This is a genomic window from Mucilaginibacter sp. SMC90 (assembly GCF_022811725.1).
Lineage (GTDB): Bacteria > Bacteroidota > Bacteroidia > Sphingobacteriales > Sphingobacteriaceae > Mucilaginibacter.
Map to the genome: position 1 here is coordinate 4,670,658 of NZ_CP094527.1, position 20,734 is coordinate 4,691,391.

Here is a 20,734-nt window from a genome sequence, read left to right on the forward strand (position 1 = left end):
AGTGTTTAGCAGCAGGGCTGCTAAACACTTCTTTAATCAAATTAATACCCGGGGTTTTGCTTCAGGGTTTTGTTTAAATCTATTTCAGTTTGTGGTATTGGCCATAAGTAATTTTTTGCCGCATCAAATACACGCGGTGTTCCTACCTTAATGGTTGTTCCCGGTGTAAGTGCAATTGCACCGTTGGTTTGATTTACAGTGCCCAGCAAGCTGCCAGTAACCTGTCCGTTCATCACTTGTGCCCCAATTTGCCAGCGCTGAATATCAAACCAGCGAAGCCCTTCAACTGCAAGCTCAACCCTGCGCTCCCGGCGCAACAAAGTACGCAGGCTTGCCTGATCGTTATATTTAGACTGATCAACAGCCGGCATATTTACATCCGGACGCCTTCTGACGGCGTTAATATCGTCATACACGGTAGCATCAATTTTATTGCTTTCAATCTTAGCTTCAGCATCCATCAGTTTTATCTCCGCATAACGTATCAGGATAACATCCATACCCACCTGGTCCATATTAGGAAAGTCGGCAATTACAGGCGTATATTTCCTTAATCCATATGCCGAAGGGCTACAGTTATTATCGCCCCAATGATCTAAAGTTTTTGGGCTGCTTGATATCGGATCATAATATAAACCGTAAGGTAACCTGCTGCTATATTGCGTACCAGGGTAAAAAACAGTTGCTGTAAGCCTTGGGTCCCTGTTTTTATAAGGTTGTGACGCATCATATCCCGACGCCGCGTCGTCGATAGTTTTACCGTTGATTGTTTCGTAGGTGTCTACCAGGCTTTGGGTTGGGGCTATCGAGTTATAACCACCTAAAGAATTGATAGTCATATTTCTTGCCCATCCAAAATTATTGTCGCTTGCTTTAAACTGAACATCGAGGATCACCTCCTGGTTATCAGCAAAAGGCTGGCGGAACAGATCAACGTAGCTTGGATATATTGCATAGCTATATGGCGGAGCCATCAGTTTCTGGCAATCAGCAATACACTCCGGATACATTTTATTGAACAACTCTATCCTTGCCTTTAAAGCTATCGCCGCCCCGCTTGTAACACGCCCAATGTCTGAGCCGGAATACTTTACAGGAAGATCAGGTGCAATTGCTGCAAGTTCCTTTAATATGTATGCAACAACATCGGCCTTTGGTGTTTGCGTTGCTTTATTAGCTTCATCCGGTGTAACGTTATGTTCAACCAGCGGAACAGCGCCATATAACTGACTGAGCGTGAAATACTCGTATGCCCTTAAAAAACGGGCCTCGGCAATTAATCTCGCTTTTAACGTGGCGTCCATATTAGTAGCGCCAACGTTGTCTAAAAACCAGTTGCAGGTTTGAATACAGCTGTAGTTCCATTTGGAATAGCCTGTATTGGTTGGCGTTGCTATCCCGGCAGAAAGGGCCAGCCAGTTCTCCCACGGAAACTGATCGAACGTGTTATCAGAGTTATTATCAGCAAAAACACCGTAATAGCCATTGTTGCTACCGCCCCATTTGGAATAACAGCCATTTAAGGCCGCAATTGCATCATTGGAAGATTTCCAAAGTACATTATTGGTATAGGAATCTAAAGGAGCCCTATCCAGGAAGCTCTTTCGACATCCGGATGCTGCCAGTGAGCCTAAAATAATTGTGGTTATGATTAATTTTTTCATCGACGATTTCTTTATTAATTAAAATGTTACCTCTAAACCAAGTGTATTTGTTTTCAACTGCGGATACGAACCGTACGCATTGTTGCCGGCACTGGTTTCAGGATCAACCCATTTATAGAAGCTGCTGAACGTAAGGATATTTTGCCCGCTGTAATAGATCCTTACACCTTTTACACCTAACCTTTCAAGCGGTTTTCCTGGTAAATTGTAGCTCACCAATAAATTTTTCAATCTCAGGTATGATGCGTTCCTAACCCAAAATGAGGATACAAAGCTTTGCGGGTTATTTTGCGAATAGGTTGACCATAACCTTGGGAAAGTGGCCGATGTATTAGATGGTGTCCAGGCATCGAGCAAAGCGCTGGTTGGGTTACCAATATTTGCCTGTTGCAATGAGCCAAGTTCAAATCCCTGAACATAGTTTTTAACGCCCAGTGCCCCCTGGAAAAAGCCGCTTATACTGATACCTTTCCATCCTGCGCCAAGCGTAAAGCCAAATGTTGTTTTTGGAAAAGGCGATCCGAGGTACACCCGGTCATTTCCGTCAATAACACCGTCGGGCTTGCCGTTAGGGCCGCTGATATCTTTATACATCAGGTCGCCGGGGCCTATTACGCCACCACTTTGTTTGGCGTGCTGATCCACCTGTTGCTGTGTTTGGAAAATACCTTCAGCCTGGTACCCGTAAAATGCTTTGATCGGTTCGCCTACAACCAACCCGCTTGAGATAGAACCTGTACCGGCCAGATCAGTGATTTTGTTGGTAATGAATGACGCGTTTACAGCGATGTTGTAAGACACTGCGCCGATCCTGTCGCGGTATGCGGCAGAAAACTCCCAACCTTTATTACGTACCGATCCTGCATTTTGATAAGGTGTGGTAAAGCCATAAACGTTACTGGCAGGTAACTGCAAAAGGATATCGTTTGTGTTTTTCACAAAGTAATCGGCAGTGAAGCTCAATTTGCTGTTCAGCAATTCCATATCAAAGCCCACATCTGTAGTGGTTGATTTTTCCCAGGTAATGAGCGGGTTGGCACCATTATTAAGTGCTATACCCGGTGCAAGCGTTTGGTTAAAGGAATAATTTTGCCCACCCGAGATAACCGAAATGGCAGGATAAGGACTAATAATATTTAAACCACCTAAACTTGCCAGCGTTTGATTACCTGTGTTAGTATTTATAAGAGTTTGGTTACCCAGTTTACCCCATGAAGCCCTTAATTTAAGCAGAGGTATTGTGTTATATAATGATTCGAAAAACGACTCTTTGGATATATTCCAACCTGCAGAAAAAGACGGGAACACACCCCATTGCTGGCCTTGCGAAAAGCGAGAAGAGCCATCGTCACGAATATTGGCCTCCAGTAAATATCTATCATCATACGAATACCTTACACGGCCGAAATATGAAAGCAGGGCCAACTGGCTGGCTGTACCGGCATTTTGCTGACCCAATGAGGGCGCTGCATTGATTTGAGACAGTGAGCTGTTCAGGAAATTTTGCCTGTAAGCATACAGATACTGATAATTGGTAAGCTCTTGCGAAGCACCGGCCAAAACATTGACACTATGTTTTCCAAAACGCCTGTCATACTCCAATAATCCCTGCAAGTTATAGTAACTATTAACAACATTGGCATTGGCCAATGAACTTTGGCTGATGGTTGTCAAAACTGATGTAGGGTTCTTCGGGTCATAATAGGTATCTGCCGGTTTAAATTCCTGCGCAGGATTTGCGTTATACCGGTATGAAAATGATGGCTTAAAATGTAAGCCTTTTACCAACTCCCAATCTGCACCTACATTACCCGTAAAAAGCGTACTTTGGTTATTGTTATAACCCGGAGAGTTAAGCCATGAAATGGGGTTACCGAATGACAGGTAATTATAAACACCGTTTTTGTACTGGTTTACAACCGTGCTGTTCATGGCAGCCGTTGTACCTATGATGCCGCCAATATCACCGCCGCCTAAGCCATCAGGAGCCTCGGTTGGCGCATATAAAAATGAGAGGTTGGCATTAACACTAAAATTTTTCGTTATTGCCGAATTGATATTCATGCGGGTAGAATATCTTTTGAAATTTGATTTTTGGATAATACCATCCTGTTGAAAGTAGCCCAGCGAAAAAGCATACTGAGTTTTCTCGTCGCCACCGCTGATATTCACAGCATGATTTTGCTGAAACCCGCTTCCTTTATAAAGAAAGCCTTGCCAGTCGGTATTGGGATGCGTATCAGGATCGGATTGATTTTTAAAAAGGGTGATATCTTCGGCTGTCCAGTAAGGTGCCTGTCCTTCATTTGCCAATGCCTGATTGTAAAGTGTAGCAGCCTGCCATGATGGTAAAAAATCAGGAAGATTTGATGCCTTTTGCTTGCCTACATAACCTGTGTAATTCACCTGCATCTTACCGCTCTTACCTCGTTTGGTAGTGATCAAAATAACACCGTTGGCCGCCCTTGAGCCATAAATAGAAGCCGAAGCAGCATCCTTTAATACTGAAACAGACTGCACGTCATTCGGGTTAACATCCGAGAGACTGCCGATGATCCCGTCAACCACAACCATTGGGTTGCTGTTATTTAATGTACCTATACCACGAACATTAATGTTGCCGGTTGTACCAGGCTGTCCGCCTGTTGTTGTAACCGTAACACCTGCCATAGTGCCCTGTAAGGCATCATTAAGATTGGTAACGGGCCTGTCCTGAAGTTCCTTTGCTCCTATTGCAGCCACAGAGCCGGTTAGGTTGGCCTTTTTTTGCGTGCCGTAAGCAACTACCACCACTTCGTTCAGGTCTTTTGCCTTTTTATCAGGCACCATAGTTATGTTCCCATTCCAATTGGCCGTAACCTTCACGGTTTGCTTTTCATAGCCGATAAAGGAAAATAACAGCGTGGCATTATCAGGTACGCTGACCTTGTAAACCCCATCGATATTGGTGGTTGTGCCCTGTGAGGTGCCCACCAAACTAACGCTTACAGCTGGCAGAGGCGAACCCTGCTCATCTTTTACCCGGCCTGAAATTGATTTAAGTTGCTGGGAAAAGGCTTGTTGGATACTGCATAACATGACACAGCAAAACATAACAAGCCCCAGTTTTTTAGGTACTTTTCTTTTCATAATTGTTTTTGATTTATTGGTCTATTCTGGTCTATTATTTTATAAAAGTAGAAACTTTTTAAATACAAACAAACTTTTTTAAATAATTGTCCGAATGAGGGGTTCAGCTTCACACTATAGAATTCGGGAAACCCAATGCCGCACCTGAAGTAGAAAGAAATATCATAAGGCCCGCTATGCCATATGCAATCAGGGATGTTTATCAGCCTCCGCATTATTGAATCGATACAGCCTGATAACACGAAAAAGTTCCGTGCCCGAAACAGATCAGTATTTATAAAGATTTCACCGTCTGTTTTATGCTATTTTGTTGACCATCCCATGACCGGTATAACTAATAACCTCTCCCATCCCAAAACAAGAAGTCACGGCAATTGAAGAGGGTTTTAGCGTATTGGTTACTACCTCTTCCGGGCAAATGCTGATAGGAAAAAGATTGGACTGGTGCTCAGCTACACCATAAAGTATTCTCTATCGGGTAGCACGATGACCATTATTTGCCAAGACAACCGGACCAGGCTTAGCGTAACAAGATAAGGGTTGGCATTAATGGAGAAGATCTGACCTGGATTTTTCAAGGTTATTGCCGTGTAAAAGGAGCCGAAACCTGGTATAGCGCCAGCTTACGCATTAGGCTATACCTTTGCTGAGGAATTATTGAAAAGTATAACGGCAAGATCCGGGCAAAAAGCCTACCGGAGCATGAATGCACCTTTATGTTTAGCCAGCTGCTGACCAATTAACACCGGGTAAGCAAAAAAGTTATTGTGTGCTATTTAGATGATCCGGTCAATATTTCTCTTTTAGAACCAGCTTCGTTTCTGGTCAAAAAGCCCATAAATACCAGGGCTATTACCACGGCAATAATGCCCTGCGCTAATACAGTAGCCGGGGCACCTATATGTTCAGAAACGGCCCCGGTTAGCAAACTACCCAGCGGCATCATGCCAAAAATAGCCATTAACAAAACACCCATTGTGCGCCCCCGCATGTCTGCAGCCGCGTCTGATTGTACTACAATATTACTGATAGTAAACTGAGCAATAGAACCGTATCCGGCAATGGCGGCAAAAAACATAGCAGCAGGAAAGTTTTTGAACTGCGAAAAGCAGATAAGTCCTGCCCCCATCAGTATAGTGCTAACAAACAAGATCTTTTTTAAATGCGCGCCCGGTTTTCGCGATGCAAGGAAAATGGTACCAGCAACCGCCCCTATCCCAACAAAACTATTGATATAACCAAAGGTTGAAGCATCTCCCCTGAAAACTACTTTGGCAAATACCGGCAATACAGTATTGAAAGGCAATACCAGCAAACTAACAACCGCAAGCATTACCACCATAGTTGCTATACCAGGCGTATTTTTGATATAGGTAAAACCTTCAGAAAAATCAGCCCATACCCGTTTATTTGCTTTTTTGGGCAGATAGGGCGGCAATTTCATCAATAGCAGCGATAAAATCACCGCGCCAAAACTTGCAGCGTTAAGCAAAAAACATACGCCCGCGCCAAATGCACTTAATACAATACCCGATAATGCCGGCCCCAATAATTGCGCAAGGCTCGCCGTGGCCGTTGAAAGCGAAAGCGCATTAGGCAAATCGGCAGGAGTAGCAACAACGTCATTTATTAACGCTTGCCGGGCAGGCACATCAAAAGCATTAATAACGCCAAGTATCACGCTTAACAGCAGTATTGCCCATACTACCATATGCCCTGATAACACAAGTATTGCCAGCAGCACAGCCTGCAGCATGGAAGTTACCTGGGTAATTTTAATAACAGTATAACGGTTATAACGATCGGCAGCTACACCGCCGGGTATTGAGCATATAAATGACGGAAATTGCTCCGCGAAAATAGTGACGCCGAGCAGAAATGCTGAATGTGTCATAGAATAAACTACCCATACAACAGCCGTACGTTGCATCCAGGTGCCAAATTGCGACACAGCCCGGCCAATAAAATAGAGCGTAAAATTCCGGCTTGACAACGCCCGGAACAAATTAAACTGACTTATCTTCTTCATTAAAAATTGACAATTTTATAAATAATGTCAAAAAACAACCCCAGATTAAGAGAGCAGCCATTTGGCAACCATATCACTTAAAAGCTGCGCTGCAATGTTTACATCATGCGGATCATTGTAATCGTAAATCTCGCGCCTGATACCGCGCACCCCGCTGCAGATGATAAATGCCAGCATATCCTTTTCGGCATAGTTTAGTTTACTTGAAAAAAACTGTTCTTCTGCCGAGAAAGCGTCCATTATTATTCCCCTTTCCAAATGGATGAGCTTTTGATGCAAACCGTCGAGGGATTGAGCATGTTTAAACTTTTCATCGGCACTTATGAAACCTTCAATGGCATTAAATATGCGTTTCCACTCTTGTGATGTCTTGATTTTTGCGGTGCAAAAGGCAATTATCTTTTCATTCAGATCTTTTGCTTTAGTAACCGCAAGCCGAATTTCGGCGGCTACATCATGCGCGATCCGGTCAAGCACTGCCTGAAAAATCTCATCTTTGTCTTTGAAGTAATAATAAAGCGAGCTCCTGCTCCGGCCTGTGGCTTTAGCCACATTTTCCATAGTAATTTTTGCAGGCCCGGAGCCCCGGTACAGGCGCAACCCGGCTTGCAAAATTTCTTCTCGAATAATATCGTCCTGGCTGTTCATTCTTTACAAAGTTAAAGAAAATTTGACAAAATATTTTTTTTTGTCAAATTCATTAAGTAACAAATTCACTGCTCATTAAATCACCAATGTTTTACGTGCCCGAACGATATTGGCTGGCCCCGGAATAGATGCAACAGATAACACTTTTAAGAATGGGTTAAGCAAGCGGAGACCATTCCAACGGGCAGCCTTTAGTTGCTGGCTTTACCTGTATTAATTGCCAGGCTTCCTGATCAGTTAAATGATTGTTTAAACTCCAGCGGCGACAGGTCTGTTTTTTTCCGGAAGAGCTTATTGAATGACTGCGGGCGCTCAAACCCAAGCAAATAGGCAATTTCGCTTACCGATAAACCTGTTGTAGTTAAATATTCTTTTGCTTTATCAATTAGTTTTTGATGGATATGCTGCTGCGCACTTTGCCCCGTCAGCGAGCGTAGCATATCGCTCAGATAACGTGGCGACAGGTTTAGCTGACCGGCCAGGTATTCTACGGTTGGTAATCCTGCTTGCAATCCCTGCCTTTGCTCAAAATAAGCGGCAAGCAGCTCTTCCAGCCTGGCAAGCAAGTCGTGATTGGCTGCTTTCCGGGTAATAAACTGGCGTTTATAAAACCGGTTACTGTAGTTAAGGAGCACTTCGAGGTAAGATATAATGACGTCCTGGCTAAAATCATCGATATTGGTTTCCAACTCCGCACCTATCTGCTCCATGATGTTCAGCATAATGGTTTTTTCCTTCTCCGACAGATGAAGCGCCTCCCGTGTATCATAAGAGAAGAAACCGTACTTATTCATATTTTTCCCCAACGGATAATTGCGCAGGAAATCGGGATGAAACAAGATTGAGAAACCATAATATTCAACATCGCTATCAAAATAAATGACCTGATGAGGGGCAGTAAATATCAAACCGCCCTCATCAAAATCATAATAGCCCTGGCCATAACCTATACGGCCGTTCATCGTTTTCTTATAGGATATCTTATAAAAATCAAGCACAAAGCTATCCGGCATGGTATCCATGTTGATCTCCACCCGCGTATTATCTACAAGGCTGATCATGGGGTGCGCCGGCCCGCGAAGGCCCATTAATTTGTGCAGCTCACTAATACTGTGGATACTGACGGGCGCCTGGCTTGTTTTTTTCATAATGCTAAATTAAATATTCCCCTGTTCAAAGATCATATGACCTAACTCTTTGCGAAAGGCTTCCGTACCAATTTCCAACCGGCGGTTGTATAAGCGGTTTGCATCTTCACCCGCTACGTAACGTACCTTGTCTTTGCCATCGGTAGCGGCTTCATATACCACTTCTGCAATCTGTTCGGCGGTCGAGAAATTATCTTCGTTAAACAGGGCAAACAATTTCTGCAGGGCGGCATCGTAGGCCGGATGGTTAACCGGCTCAAGCGAACGGCCGGCAAAATCGGTGATAATGCCACCAGGGGCTACGGTTTTAATCCCGATATTGAACAGTCCCAACTCAAACGACATACTTTCGCTCCAACCTTCAAGAGCCCATTTGGTTGCATGATAAATTGAAGATAACGGAAAAGAAAGCAATCCGCCCATAGATGTGGTTGTTATAAACAGCCCCTTTTTACGTTCGCGAAAGTATGGGATAAAAGCCTGTGTAACACGCATTACGCCAAGCAGGTTGGTATTGAGCTGTTTGGTGATCTGTTCGTCGGTATAAGCTTCCATCGGGCCTATGAGGCCGTAACCGGCATTATTAAAAACTATGTCAACATCTGTAAAGTCAAGCGCTGCCTGCACTGTTTTGTTGATCTGGTTAATATCAGTTACATCAAGCGGCAGCAGGGTAATATTTTTAAGTTGTTGCAATTCGTTATCCTTTTCGGGGTTGCGCATGGTTGCAATCACATTCCAGCCTTTTGCCTGAAAAAGTTTTGCAGTGGCATTACCTAAACCAGTAGATGCACCGGTAATAAAAATGGTTTTCATGTTGTTGTAAATTTTATAATGCAAAGTTGGTGCCCTGCAGTACGGCAAAAGTTTCCAAAATGAGTATGGTTGTTTCCAAAATGACACAACCGCAAAACTTTGTCTATTATGATTGGGATAGTTGGAGATCCGCTCCGCTTTAGCAGGCCTTACATTTAAACAAGGCGATTGACTATCTTCAAATAAAAGGGGCTTTACATATGATGGTTTCTGCAGGCGAAAAATACGTCTTAATGGTACTGAATCTGACCCGGATGGCAATGCAGTAACACTCAAGTAGCGGCAATTTCGGGTTGGGACGCATCAAAAGAAAATTAAAATAACAAATGCTAATACTGCACAAGCTATGGCAGATATCCCGCGGATGCAACATCAGGTCAAAGAATCCACATTATTCTGGAAGCCACAGACAATGATTTACCTGCGCTTACAAGATACCACCGGGCAATCATCACTGTAAAGTAGCCAGTAAAAAACATGAACTGGTTAATCGGGTACCGGGCGTCATAAACTCTTATTCACAGACAGATAGATGTCTGGCACATTGATTCAATCTCCACTAAAGGGAGATTGAATCAGGAAGATCACTTTAGCTTTTTCACCAGCACATTAAAATCAGCGCCAACCACCGGTATCTTTTTCCATGGTTCCGTTTCACCATCTTTATGAAATGTGCCGCCGTTAAATAAACCACAGGCGAAACCAATATTTGAACCGTTCCTGGTTGTGAGAAACTCAATAGAAACTACAATGTCTCCGGCTACTTTAACATTATAAGGTGATAGATCGACAGTGGTTAGCTGATGACTTTCCTGGCTGTCATATTTCTTTATGTATCCTTTTATTTCGTCTTTAACCAAATTAGCTTCGTTTGGAAACTTTCCGGCCATTTGATAAACATTAACCTTAAAAGGAATGCTATCACTTGAACGGTTTTGCGTATGGAAATTGAGCGTAAGCAGCTGTACTTGTTTTTTACCGGCATTCATTTCAATACCAACCTGTGCGCCTTTAACAGCATTAAATGTATTGTTGGATGACCCGCTTCTTGGTTTGTTGCCTATTGTTTTAGTTTTATCCTGGGCAGATACATTAATTACAGCCATAAATAAAAAACATACTGTAAGTAATTTTGCAAAATTTCGTGATGGTACCAGATTTAGCATAATAATAAGTTTTAGATGAACAATTTACAAGGTAGACGACAATCATAAACAAATGGTTGCAACATCAATCTGAAATTTTTAGCCGGCTATCTCCAGATGCCTCAAATGCATTTGTCCCTCCTTTACAGCCGACTATACAAGGGAAACGCGCGATGATCTGTGCAAGATATCATTCCTTTTTTACCGCGCTATTCCTGATAAAAATAACCGACATTAAAGCTCCTAAAAAACCCAAACCTGCGCATATTCGCATGATATTGCTATAAGCCGCAATAAAGCCATTATGAAAAGCTATTTCAACAGCCTCTTTATTGGCTCCCTCAATACCCGCAGGTACTTTGGCGTTGCCCAAATTGGCCGATTGCTCCATAGCTGCCTTTTTCTCCTTTTCATTTAAAGAAAGTTTCTTTAACTCCCCCTGCATCGCCCCCGAAAAAAACAAAACTGCAAGCGCGCCAAAAATGGCATTTGCAAAAACATTGGAAATACGGGTCATGGCATTATTAATACCCGATGCCGTGCCTGAAAAATGATCGCTGACGGAACCCATTACAGTAGCTGTAAGCGGTGCCACTGTTAATGACATGCCTAAACCAAATACAAGCACGCCCGGAAAAAAGCTTGTCCAATAATCAGATGGGCCTGCTGTTTGCTTTATAAATGACAACATCAGCAATCCTGCTCCAGCAAGGGCAGGCCCGATAATAAGCAATAAACGCGGCCCCTTTTTATCGGCAACAGCACCGGCATAACGCGCAATAGAAATCATGAGTACAGTAAAAGGTAAAAATGTTAACCCTGATTGCAGCTGACTATACCCCTGAACCTGCACCATATTTAACGACATAAATAACATGCCGCCCCCTAAGCCTGCGTACAGAAAAAACGTAAGCAAATTTATCCCGCTAAATGTTTTATTATTAAACAGGCTTAACGGCATCATAGCATGTTTACTTGTACTTTCTATATAAATAAAAACAATGAGCAACAAAAGCCCAAGGGATAACGATCCATAAACCTGCCAGTTATTAAAACCAGTTGCAGGCATCCGCAAAAAACCAAACGTTAGCAAGGCAAGGCCGAAAGCTATCGAAACGGCACCGGGTAAATCAAGTGTTTGATCTGTTCTGTCATCCTTACTTTCGGCAACGCCGCGCCAAAGAATGACTAACGCTATCACCCCAATTGGCACATTAATAAAAAAAATATAACGCCACAAGCCGGCATCGGCTAAAGCCCCGCCAAGCACAGGGCCTCCCATAGTTACAACCGTAGTAATGGCCGACCATGTACCAATTGCCTTGCCCCGTTCTTTTGCATCAATAGATGAAGAAATGAGCGAAAGGCTCCCCGGTATCATCAACGCTCCGCCTATTCCTTGTACTATCCTGAAAATAATAAGATAAAGTACTCCCGGCGAGAGCCCGCAAAGTGCCGATCCGGTTATAAAAATGAAGATACCAATCATGAAGATCTTTTTTCGGCCAAGTTTATCGCCGAGGGAGCCACCTACCAAAATGAGCGAAGCCAGCATCAACAAATAGGCATTCAGGATCCAGAACAGATCGGCACCTTTGGCACCCAGGCTTTGCTGCAGTGCTGGCAGCACCACATTAAGTGCAGTACCGTCAATAAACGCCATAGCCGAAGCCAGTATAGCCGAACCCATGATCCATTTGCCGGCCGGGCTGCCCAATGAAACTGTAGCCATATAAGGTTGTAATTGGAGGTTTTATTACAAAGTTGCAGTAAATCATCGGATTAAGAGAAGCAAAGGCAATAAATTAAAAAGCGCTTTTAAACATGCCTATCGTCTGAAAACCCCGATATTCTCCGGGTAAAGCAGTATAAGCATGAATATAGCTGAAAGATTAAGCTGCAAAACTTCCGATTCGCTTACCTCAGTAAACAGTACCATCAAAATAGCTAAAACTACCAACGCTATGATATGGGTGCGATGCGGAATAGGGATACCGATTTTATCAATAAACCGCTTAGCCTTAAAATTGCTCCGGTACACAAACGGAAGTATCAAAAAATAAAAAGCGCCTGCAGCGATAAACAACCAATAAAAGGCAACCTTACCAATAGCATTAATTTTAACAATACTGCCGGCATTTGCACGCAGAATCGTACTGTTCACTTTCAAAAGCTTATGAGTTGATACGTGGAATAGGTTAGGTAAGTCGCTCATTATTTGAGCAGCAAAAAACAAGCTGAATATGCCGGTCAAAATTAAAACAATGCAAAATTGGATGCTGCGGTAGCGGGAAAGCCTGATGATATATACCGCCGATATTCCAAAAATAATAAGCAGCAATAGTACCGTAAGGTACCCTATAAACCCGCCGTCCCTGTTAAAGATCATTTCAAAATATGCGCTGTTTACAAAAGATGTTACAATAGCAGTCAGCGTCAAAACAGCGGCCATCCCGAATACAAGGGTTTCAAACTTTGTTAAGCTATTTTTTTTACGGGCGGTATTGTAAGTATTCAGCACAGCAATTATTTAAAGATGATCTACAACTAACACAAACTTGCCAAAACATGTTTCAGCATCTTTTAAAACGGTAATAAGCTCCGGATTATTTCCATCACATCAACTGCTACATTCATCACATTTAATTTCGCCGCGCATATCGTTGCTGTATCATTGGTCCATAAATCAACAACCACATGAAAAAGCTAATCCTGATACTTGTTCATCTCACAATTGCATACCTGTTAAAAGCACAGCCACCACAGCAACCCATAGTTTTGGTGCGCATAGATACCGTTTATTCCAACATCCTGAAAGAAAACCGACCGCTTTGGGTTTATACGCCAGGATACGATACCAACTACTTTTCAAAACCGGAATTCCCGGTTTTGTACGTTTTAGATGCCGATGATCATTTTATGTCGCTGGTTACCATGATCAAAGAACTCAGCGCTACCGCCGGCAATACTGTGTTTCCGCAAATGATTATAGTTGGTATACTGAATACGCCGGGACACCGCACGCGCGACCTTACGCCCACCAATAGTGCAATGGATAAAACATCAGGAGGCGGCGAAAACTTCGCTGCATTTATGGAAAAGGAATTGATGCCCTATATAGATAAGAAATATCCCACAGCGCCCTACCGTACCATGATCGGCCATTCATTGGGTGCATTAACCGTGATCAACATGTTATTGAAGCATACACAGGTTTTTAATGCCTATGTAGCTATTGACCCCAGCATGTTTTATGATAATGATAATTTGCTTAAACAGGCAACAATTATCCTTAAGCAAAAGAAGTTTGATGGCAAAAAGCTTTTCCTTGGTTTTGCCAATACGATGAACGCAGGTATGGATACAATACAAGTTAAACACGATACTTCTGAAATCACGCACCATATCCGGTCTATCATGAAACTGGCTGATCATCTTTCTTTAAATAAAGCAAATAGTCTACAGTGGGCTAAAAAGTATTATCCAAACGATGATCATAATTCCGTTCCCTTCAATGCAGAATATGACGGTCTTCGCTTTATTTTCAAAAACAACCGCTTTCCGCGAAATCAGCCCTACAATCAGTACTTCAACAAGCAATATAGCGCCGCACAATTGAGGGAGATGATTAATTCACATTACAAAGCTATATCGGCAGAAATGGGCTATACCGTACGACCATCTGAGCCCGAGATGAATGGCGTAGGCTATGCATTTCTGCAACAAAAAGACTACGAAAAAGCGGCTATGTTTTTCCAGGTAAACATTGACAACTACCCCAAAAACTTTAACGTTTATGACAGTATGGGTGATTGCTTTTTAGTCCGCGGCGATAAACAAAATGCCGAGCAATATTTCAAAAAAGCTTTATCAATTAAATATACCAAAGAGATTATGGATAAGTTAGATAAAGTACAAGCAGGGAGATAATCCCAAAGAAAGACTTACGCAGTTTTTGAAACTGCGTAAGTATGAAGTCACGCCATTTGGAGGAAGAAGCAATCGCCGATTAGCAGATTCCGGCCTGTTCGGTTCGGGATCGCTTCATTCCTCTTAATGACTATTCATTTAAACCGTCCCGGTGATCAATCTTCAATAAAACTCACTGGCTCCAGATCTTTCAACTCATCTTCGGCAAACAATCTTGAGTGGATCATAAACCGAAAACCGGTGGGGATCTCTATTGAAAAACTTGAACCGCGGCCTTTGGTAATATCAAGCTGCAATTGCGTATGCTGCCAGTATTCAAACTGGTCTTTACTCATCCAAAACTCGCAGCCATCAACCTCTCCTATTTTTACATCGCTGCCGCCCAATTTAAACTCGCCTTTTTCAAAGCACATGGGCGATGAACCATCGCAGCAACCGCCACTTTGATGGAACATCAATTCGCCGAAGCGGGATTTGAGTTCGGCGATCAACCCGGAAGCTTCAGGGGTTATGGTTACTCTTTTGATCATGTTGTATCGGTTTGATAATAAGAGTTATCTACAAATAATTAAAAATATGTCATTGCGAGGAGCCTGTCGGGCCTTGTGAGTGAGGCGCGACGTGGCAATCTCATAGCTATGCATCTTAGCCCTGTATAGCTACGAGGTTGCCGCGCTTCGCTCGCAATGACATCACGGGGATTTTGTAAAGCCGGGATTAAAAAAATCCCAGCTTGTTCTTATTATATGAGATCAGCATGTTTTTAGTTTGACGATAGTGACCAAGCATCATTTTATGATTTTCGCGGCCAAAACCTGATTTTTTATACCCGCCAAATGGTGCATGTGCCGGGTAAGCATGATAATTATTTACCCATACCCTGCCGGCCAGTATAGCGCGCGGTACCTGATAAAGTTCATGTGCGTCTCGTGTCCATACACCGGCACCTAAGCCGTAAAGCGTGTCATTGGCAATTGCAATAGCTTCCTCTGTTGTTTTGAACGTAGTTACACAAGCTACCGGGCCAAAGATCTCTTCCTGGAAAATACGCATTTTGTTGTTGCCCTTAAACAAAGTTGGCTGAATATAATAGCCACCTTCCAGCTCGCCATCCTGTTTTTTGATATCGCCGCCGCAAAGTACTTCTGCCCCTTCCTCTTTACCTATTTTAAGGTACGACTGAATTTTTTCGTACTGATCGTTAGATGCCTGCGCGCCCATCATGGTACTGCCGTCAAGCGGATTACCCATAATGATGGCGTTGGTGCGCTCAATCACTTTCGACATAAATTTATCGTAGATGTTTTCATGTACGAGGATACGCGACGGGCAGGTACAAACCTCGCCCTGGTTAAGCGCAAACAATACGGCACCTTCAACAGCTTTATCAAAAAATTCATCATCGGCATCAGCAACCGATTCAAAGAAAATATTGGGCGATTTACCACCAAGCTCCATGGTAACCGGGATAAGATTTTCGGATGCGTATTGCATAATGAGGCGGCCGGTTGTAGTTTCGCCCGTGAATGAAACTTTGGCTACCCTTGGCGATGAAGCCAGCGGCTTGCCGGCCTCCGGACCAAAACCAGTGATTATATTCAAAACTCCCGGAGGCAAAATATCCCCAATCAATTCCATCAGCACCATTATTGAGGTTGGTGTTTGCTCAGCAGGTTTTACTACGCAGCAATTACCGGCAGCAAGTGCGGGAGCAATTTTCCAGGTAGCCATCAGCAACGGGAAATTCCAGGGGATGATTTGCCCTACTACACCCAACGGTTCATTTAAACAAATACTCACGGTGTATTCATCATGCTCGGAAATCCCGCCCTCTTCGGCGCGGATCACGCCTGCAAAATAACGGAAGTGGTCAATCACTAAGGGTAAATCGGCAGCGCGACACTCACGAATAGCTTTACCATTATCAATACATTCTACAACAGCTAAAAACTCCAGGTTGGCCTCAATTACATCAGCTATTTTGTTTAATAACGAAGCCCTATGCGCGGCTGATGTTTTGCCCCATGTTGGGAATGCGGCATGAGCGGCATCCAAAGCCAGTTCAACATCTTCCTTTCCTGATCGTGCAGCTTTGGTGAACACCTTGCCATCAATGGGCGAAATGTTGTCAAAATATTCGCCTTTAACAGGCGGAACAAATTTGCCGCCGATAAAATTGTCGTACTTATCCTTGAAGGATGGTTTAGAAACAGCGCTCATAATTTTCATGTTTTTTGGTAACACTAATGTAGAGTTACCTCGCTGTAAGGCATTTGCATTATGCTCTCAAATGGTAGCACAATGGTCGCATTTTTTGCACCCGCTTGTTAATCAGGATAAGTATGCCTAATTTGGCTTAAATTATAAACGGCTATGAATAACAAAACCCTGTTATCTCCCTTAAGCCTCTCACACGGAAAAGAACTGAATACCCTGGTTGAAAACCGCAAGGCTTACACCATGAACCATTGCGAGCTCAATGTTTTTGAAACGTTTCAGCGCAGCGAACTGGTACCGCTAACTTTCAGCGACCTGGTCATTACCAGTATGCTGCGCGGTAAAAAAGTAATGCACCTGTTTGATAAACCCGGCTTCGATTATCTACCCGGCGAAACAGTCATTGTTCCGCCCAATATTACGATGAAGATAGATTTCCCGGAGGCTACCATCAACCAGCCCTCACAGTGCACAGCTTTGGCCATTAATCACCAGGAAATTGCTAATACGCTTGACTTTTTAAATGAAAATTACCCGAGGGAAGATAAACGGATCTGGCAGCTAAATTATAATCAGTTCCACTTTTTTAATAATTATGAATTAGCCCAGCTCATCAACAAGCTTATCCGTATCAGTACAGGCGACGCGCTTACTAAAGACGTACTGGCAAACCTCACTTTAAAGGAATTACTGATCCGGATTATGCAAATGCAAAACCTCAACGAGATCAGCGATAATCTGCACGAATTGTCAAGCGGCAGCCGCTTTGCTTACGTACTGGAATATATCAGGATACATTTGAGTGACAAACTCAATATTGATGCATTAAGCCAAATGGCCTTTATGAGCAAAGCCAGCTTTTTCAGGGCATTCAGGCATGAATTGGGGATTTCTCCTGTTGATTATATTATTAAAGAGCGGCTGCAATTAGCCAAGCAACTGTTAAACAATCCGCATAACAGCATATCCGAAGCTTGTTTTAAGGCTGGTTTCAATAACCTTAACTATTTTAGCAGGGCATTTAAAAAAATAGAAGGCATTACACCGAGTTACTACAAGGCCAAGCTGAGGGGCGGCCACTTGAATTAGATAGCCAAATTATAGTGTCGTTTCGGATCACAATAAAAATCCTATACGTGCATAGCTTTGTTTACACGTATAAGATCTTCATTTATAGAAACAACAAAAATTGCTTACGCAGATCTGCGGCTATTGCTGATCAATGCAGATTCATAAACTGCACTGATAACCTCTTCGGCCGAAAAAGTGCCCAGGAAATCCCAGTCGATATGGCTATAAATAACCTGCTTTGAAGGCTCAATGATATAAGTTGCCAATAAAGGCGCATTTTCGTCAATACCCGAAAACCTGTCCCATACCGGGTAATCATCAGAATATACCCTGAATTGCTGCGCAATTTCTTTATTGGCATCATGATAAAAATTAAGGGTAAGGCTTTGCTCCCATGCCCATTTCTCGAGCTCTTCGGTACGCTCATCGCTAATAATAAGCAAATTGCCGCCGCTTGCTTTAACTTCGTGCTGAAGGTTATTCAATTGTTTAAGCTGAGCCAGGCCCTGCTGCCCCCAATGGCGCGAATAAAAAGAAATAACCAATGGCTTACTCAATAAATTCCTGGCCGAAATTGGGCCATGAGTTTCGGCTCCATTATAAAACTGCTGCCAGCGGCTGTAATCATTACTTAGCTTAAATTCAGGAATCAAATTACCTGCCTTTACAGGGTGCAATGATTTCAACTTACGAAAACTAAGATCGCGTTCGGCAACAACTTCAAGCAGGTCAAAAAAAGGATATTTATTATTATTTGTGGTTTGCATTTTAAAAATAGATTATGACAATATGGATGATGTTTTAAAGATTGTATGTTGATTTTTAGCCTATCAACAACAACGGTACAATCCATAAATTACCCTGTAATGCATCAGCAAGGCCGGCGAAGCACTATTGCTTATTTGTTTATTGGGAAATGAGTTCATAAATTCTATTAATATTATATATAATGGGGTCAGTAATTAAATGCGGCAGGTAGCGCCCTTTGGTGGGTATCTCAACAACAACGGCACATGAGCGTATAACTCCAGCTCTCGTATTGAGCTGTTGTATACTTATTAGCGATGGTTAAGTGGTTGCCCGTCATGTGATTTTGAATGTTACGAAACAAATATACTATAATATCTATAAACTTAGTAGAATTTATTGAAAAATTATATTTATTTTTTTTCGGAGCCATCCCGTAAGTATCTCATACCGGTGCCCACAACCTTTTTAAAAACAAAACTTTGTAATTTGCGTTCCGTATAACCAGTAAATTAACTATGCATACCAGGCTAAAACCACAATATATCATCGCACTTATTTTAAGCGTTTTAGCCTTATCCAACTGTAAAAACGCCAGCAAAAAAAACCATATTTCAAAAGCCGATTCGCTCAAAAAGAAAATGGTTAAAGAGTGGACCAAAACCATCCCTGGTAACTTTAGCAACCAAACTGAACTCGTGTTTGACAGTATTCAAATAGCTTCTTTTATGCAAAAGCATCCTGCTTTAGTGCCTTACGAACAGGATCTCCGCAATTTTTACCGTAAGCGTAAATTTGCTTATGCATGGTATGAAAAAGGCACATTGATTGAGCAGGCGGGCAACCTGAACGACAGGTTAATGAACCTGCAAAACGAGGGTATATATAAAGGTATCCCCTATCAAAAAGATTTAGACTCGCTGATATTTGATAGCCATTCAAAAACGAAAGTTAAAAAGCCCGATGTTGGTACCGAATTGATGCTCACTGCCCAGTATTTTGCTTTTTCAAAAGTAGCTTTCAGGGGCATGAGCGATTCAGTTAGCCGGGCTGTTAATTGGTTTCTGCCCCGGAAAAAGATAGCTTATGATGATTATCTTGATACGCTTTTGAAAAAGCCATCACAACAGTCATCTGCCATAAATGAACCTGTATATCGTCAGTATGATCTGCTGAAAAATTTCCTGGCCAAATACCGTGCACTTGAGGCAAATGAAAGTTGGGAACCAATCAAAGTCAGCAAAAAACTTAAGCCGGGAGATTCGTCGGCGGTAGTTTCCCAAATAAAAACCCGGCTGTATAAAGTGGAAGATTTTAAGGGTGATACGCTCAGTAACAACTTTGATGATGAGCTAAAATCCGCTATTACTCAGTTTCAGCAAAGGCATGGCCTTGCAGCCGATGGTTTGCCGGGCCCTGGCACCATAGCCGAAATGAACGTTCCGCTTAAATCCAGGATCAAACAAATTATTGTAAACATGGAGCGTTGCCGCTGGCTGCCTGTTAGTTTAAACAGCGAATATCTTGCAGTTAATATTCCGGAATTTAAGCTGCACGTTTACCGTGGCGACAGTTTATTGTGGAGCTGCAATGTAGTAGTCGGTCAAAAAGTGCATCAAACGGTTATATTTTATGGCGAAATGCAATACGTGGTTTTTAGCCCTTACTGGAATGTACCTGAAAGCATTGTGCGCAATGAAGTACTTCCGGCCATAAGAGGCAACCGCAATTACCTTAGCGAACACAATATGATCATTACCGGCAAGGAAAACGGGCTTCCGGTAATTCAACAAAAACCCGGGCCGGCCAACTCATTAGGGCTGGTCAAATTTCTGTTTCCTAACAGCTACAGCATTTATTTGCATGATACACCTTCACGCTCGTTATTTGGCGAATCGTCACGGGCTTTCAGCCATGGTTGCATCCGTGTAGGCGAACCGGCTAAGCTCGCTTCCTTTCTTTTAAAATATGACAGTACCTGGACTGCCCCGCGCATCAATAAGGCTATGCACCTGGGTAAAGAACAACAGGTTAGGCTTAAACAAAAAATGCCTGTGTTTATAGCATATTTTACCGCGTTTACCGACAGGAATAACCTGCTCAACTTTCGCAAAGATATATATGACCGTGACGATCAGCTTGCATCTATGATTATGTCAGGCACCGGACAGTATTAATTCCATTTCCTCT

Annotated in this window: 16 protein-coding genes; 4 read left to right on the top strand and 12 right to left on the bottom strand. The window is 42.7% G+C overall.

Annotated features, from left to right (window positions below; translation table 11 throughout):
* Positions 1-41: 41 nt before the first annotated feature.
* The 6 genes from MTO98_RS19660 to MTO98_RS19685 form a co-directional block, all read right to left on the bottom strand.
* Positions 42-1,664, bottom strand: a complete 1,623-nt coding sequence (locus MTO98_RS19660) for a RagB/SusD family nutrient uptake outer membrane protein (RefSeq protein ID WP_243480680.1) — start codon at positions 1,662-1,664, stop codon at positions 42-44.
* An 18-nt stretch (positions 1,665-1,682) separates the two neighbouring features.
* Positions 1,683-4,793: a TonB-dependent receptor gene (locus MTO98_RS19665; RefSeq protein WP_243480682.1), complete on the bottom strand. Its 3,111-nt coding sequence runs from the start codon at positions 4,791-4,793 to the stop codon at positions 1,683-1,685.
* A 772-nt stretch (positions 4,794-5,565) separates the two neighbouring features.
* Positions 5,566-6,822, bottom strand: a complete 1,257-nt coding sequence (locus tag MTO98_RS19670) for an MFS transporter (protein WP_243480684.1) — start codon at positions 6,820-6,822, stop codon at positions 5,566-5,568.
* Between the two features lie 45 nt (positions 6,823-6,867).
* The gene (locus tag MTO98_RS19675; protein WP_243480686.1) at positions 6,868-7,470 is read right to left on the bottom strand and encodes a TetR/AcrR family transcriptional regulator; all 603 of its coding nucleotides are present in this window, start codon (positions 7,468-7,470) and stop codon (positions 6,868-6,870) included.
* Between the two features lie 233 nt (positions 7,471-7,703).
* Positions 7,704-8,618: an AraC family transcriptional regulator gene (locus tag MTO98_RS19680; RefSeq protein WP_243480688.1), complete on the bottom strand. Its 915-nt coding sequence runs from the start codon at positions 8,616-8,618 to the stop codon at positions 7,704-7,706.
* A gap of 9 nt (positions 8,619-8,627) precedes the next feature.
* Positions 8,628-9,434 (bottom strand): SDR family oxidoreductase, encoded by an 807-nt coding sequence (locus tag MTO98_RS19685; RefSeq protein ID WP_243480689.1) that lies wholly within the window; start codon positions 9,432-9,434, stop codon positions 8,628-8,630.
* A 396-nt stretch (positions 9,435-9,830) separates the two neighbouring features.
* Between MTO98_RS19685 and MTO98_RS34480 the strand changes: the two genes are divergently transcribed.
* Complete coding sequence (locus MTO98_RS34480) at positions 9,831-9,899, top strand: hypothetical protein (protein ID WP_371825431.1); 69 nt, start codon at positions 9,831-9,833, stop codon at positions 9,897-9,899.
* A 119-nt stretch (positions 9,900-10,018) separates the two neighbouring features.
* Here the strand turns inward: MTO98_RS34480 and MTO98_RS19690 are convergent, their stop codons facing one another.
* The 3 genes from MTO98_RS19690 to MTO98_RS19700 form a co-directional block, all read right to left on the bottom strand.
* Entirely contained in the window at positions 10,019-10,540 is a 522-nt protein-coding gene (locus tag MTO98_RS19690) for a hypothetical protein (RefSeq protein ID WP_243480690.1), read from the bottom strand.
* Positions 10,541-10,769: 229 nt separating this feature from the next.
* A complete protein-coding gene (locus MTO98_RS19695) occupies positions 10,770-12,311 on the bottom strand; it encodes an MFS transporter (protein WP_243480691.1) in 1,542 nt (513 codons plus the stop codon).
* Between the two features lie 96 nt (positions 12,312-12,407).
* A complete protein-coding gene (locus MTO98_RS19700; protein WP_243480692.1) occupies positions 12,408-13,100 on the bottom strand; it encodes a hypothetical protein in 693 nt (230 codons plus the stop codon).
* A gap of 176 nt (positions 13,101-13,276) precedes the next feature.
* Here MTO98_RS19700 and MTO98_RS19705 point away from each other — a divergent pair, with 176 nt between their 5' ends.
* On the top strand, positions 13,277-14,509 hold the full coding sequence (locus tag MTO98_RS19705) for an alpha/beta hydrolase-fold protein (RefSeq protein WP_243480693.1): 1,233 nt from the start codon (positions 13,277-13,279) through the stop codon (positions 14,507-14,509).
* A 155-nt stretch (positions 14,510-14,664) separates the two neighbouring features.
* Here MTO98_RS19705 and MTO98_RS19710 read toward each other — a convergent pair whose 3' ends face one another.
* Together MTO98_RS19710 and MTO98_RS19715 are read right to left on the bottom strand one after the other, a co-directional pair.
* Positions 14,665-15,039 (bottom strand): DUF779 domain-containing protein, encoded by a 375-nt coding sequence (locus tag MTO98_RS19710; RefSeq protein WP_243480694.1) that lies wholly within the window; start codon positions 15,037-15,039, stop codon positions 14,665-14,667.
* 187 nt (positions 15,040-15,226) lie between these two features.
* On the bottom strand, positions 15,227-16,729 hold the full coding sequence (locus tag MTO98_RS19715) for an aldehyde dehydrogenase family protein (RefSeq protein WP_305852731.1): 1,503 nt from the start codon (positions 16,727-16,729) through the stop codon (positions 15,227-15,229).
* A gap of 153 nt (positions 16,730-16,882) precedes the next feature.
* Between MTO98_RS19715 and MTO98_RS19720 the strand changes: the two genes are divergently transcribed.
* Positions 16,883-17,815 carry an AraC family transcriptional regulator gene (locus MTO98_RS19720; protein WP_243480698.1) on the top strand — a complete coding sequence of 311 codons (933 nt, stop codon included), beginning with the start codon at positions 16,883-16,885 and terminating at the stop codon, positions 17,813-17,815.
* Between the two features lie 104 nt (positions 17,816-17,919).
* On the opposite strand, the gene MTO98_RS19725 is transcribed toward MTO98_RS19720, so the two are convergent.
* A complete protein-coding gene (locus MTO98_RS19725) occupies positions 17,920-18,564 on the bottom strand; it encodes a redoxin domain-containing protein (protein ID WP_243480699.1) in 645 nt (214 codons plus the stop codon).
* 498 nt (positions 18,565-19,062) lie between these two features.
* Between MTO98_RS19725 and MTO98_RS19730 the strand changes: the two genes are divergently transcribed.
* Entirely contained in the window at positions 19,063-20,721 is a 1,659-nt protein-coding gene (locus tag MTO98_RS19730; protein WP_243480701.1) for a murein L,D-transpeptidase, read from the top strand.
* Positions 20,722-20,734: the final 13 nt, after the last annotated feature.

What these genes read in the sequence shown, in the direction of transcription:
- MTO98_RS19660 (WP_243480680.1), bottom strand. Translation starts at nt 1,664, where the DNA reads ATGAAAAAATTAATCATAACCACAATTATTTTAGGCTCACTGGCAGCA.
- MTO98_RS19665 (WP_243480682.1), bottom strand. Translation starts at nt 4,793, where the DNA reads ATGAAAAGAAAAGTACCTAAAAAACTGGGGCTTGTTATGTTTTGCTGT.
- MTO98_RS19670 (WP_243480684.1), bottom strand. Translation starts at nt 6,822, where the DNA reads ATGAAGAAGATAAGTCAGTTTAATTTGTTCCGGGCGTTGTCAAGCCGG.
- MTO98_RS19675 (WP_243480686.1), bottom strand. Translation starts at nt 7,470, where the DNA reads ATGAACAGCCAGGACGATATTATTCGAGAAGAAATTTTGCAAGCCGGG.
- MTO98_RS19680 (WP_243480688.1), bottom strand. Translation starts at nt 8,618, where the DNA reads ATGAAAAAAACAAGCCAGGCGCCCGTCAGTATCCACAGTATTAGTGAG.
- MTO98_RS19685 (WP_243480689.1), bottom strand. Translation starts at nt 9,434, where the DNA reads ATGAAAACCATTTTTATTACCGGTGCATCTACTGGTTTAGGTAATGCC.
- MTO98_RS19690 (WP_243480690.1), bottom strand. Translation starts at nt 10,540, where the DNA reads ATGGCTGTAATTAATGTATCTGCCCAGGATAAAACTAAAACAATAGGC.
- MTO98_RS19695 (WP_243480691.1), bottom strand. Translation starts at nt 12,311, where the DNA reads ATGGCTACAGTTTCATTGGGCAGCCCGGCCGGCAAATGGATCATGGGT.
- MTO98_RS19705 (WP_243480693.1), top strand. Translation starts at nt 13,277, where the DNA reads ATGAAAAAGCTAATCCTGATACTTGTTCATCTCACAATTGCATACCTG.
- MTO98_RS19710 (WP_243480694.1), bottom strand. Translation starts at nt 15,039, where the DNA reads ATGATCAAAAGAGTAACCATAACCCCTGAAGCTTCCGGGTTGATCGCC.
- MTO98_RS19715 (WP_305852731.1), bottom strand. Translation starts at nt 16,729, where the DNA reads ATGAGCGCTGTTTCTAAACCATCCTTCAAGGATAAGTACGACAATTTT.
- MTO98_RS19720 (WP_243480698.1), top strand. Translation starts at nt 16,883, where the DNA reads ATGAATAACAAAACCCTGTTATCTCCCTTAAGCCTCTCACACGGAAAA.
- MTO98_RS19725 (WP_243480699.1), bottom strand. Translation starts at nt 18,564, where the DNA reads ATGCAAACCACAAATAATAATAAATATCCTTTTTTTGACCTGCTTGAA.
- MTO98_RS19730 (WP_243480701.1), top strand. Translation starts at nt 19,063, where the DNA reads ATGCATACCAGGCTAAAACCACAATATATCATCGCACTTATTTTAAGC.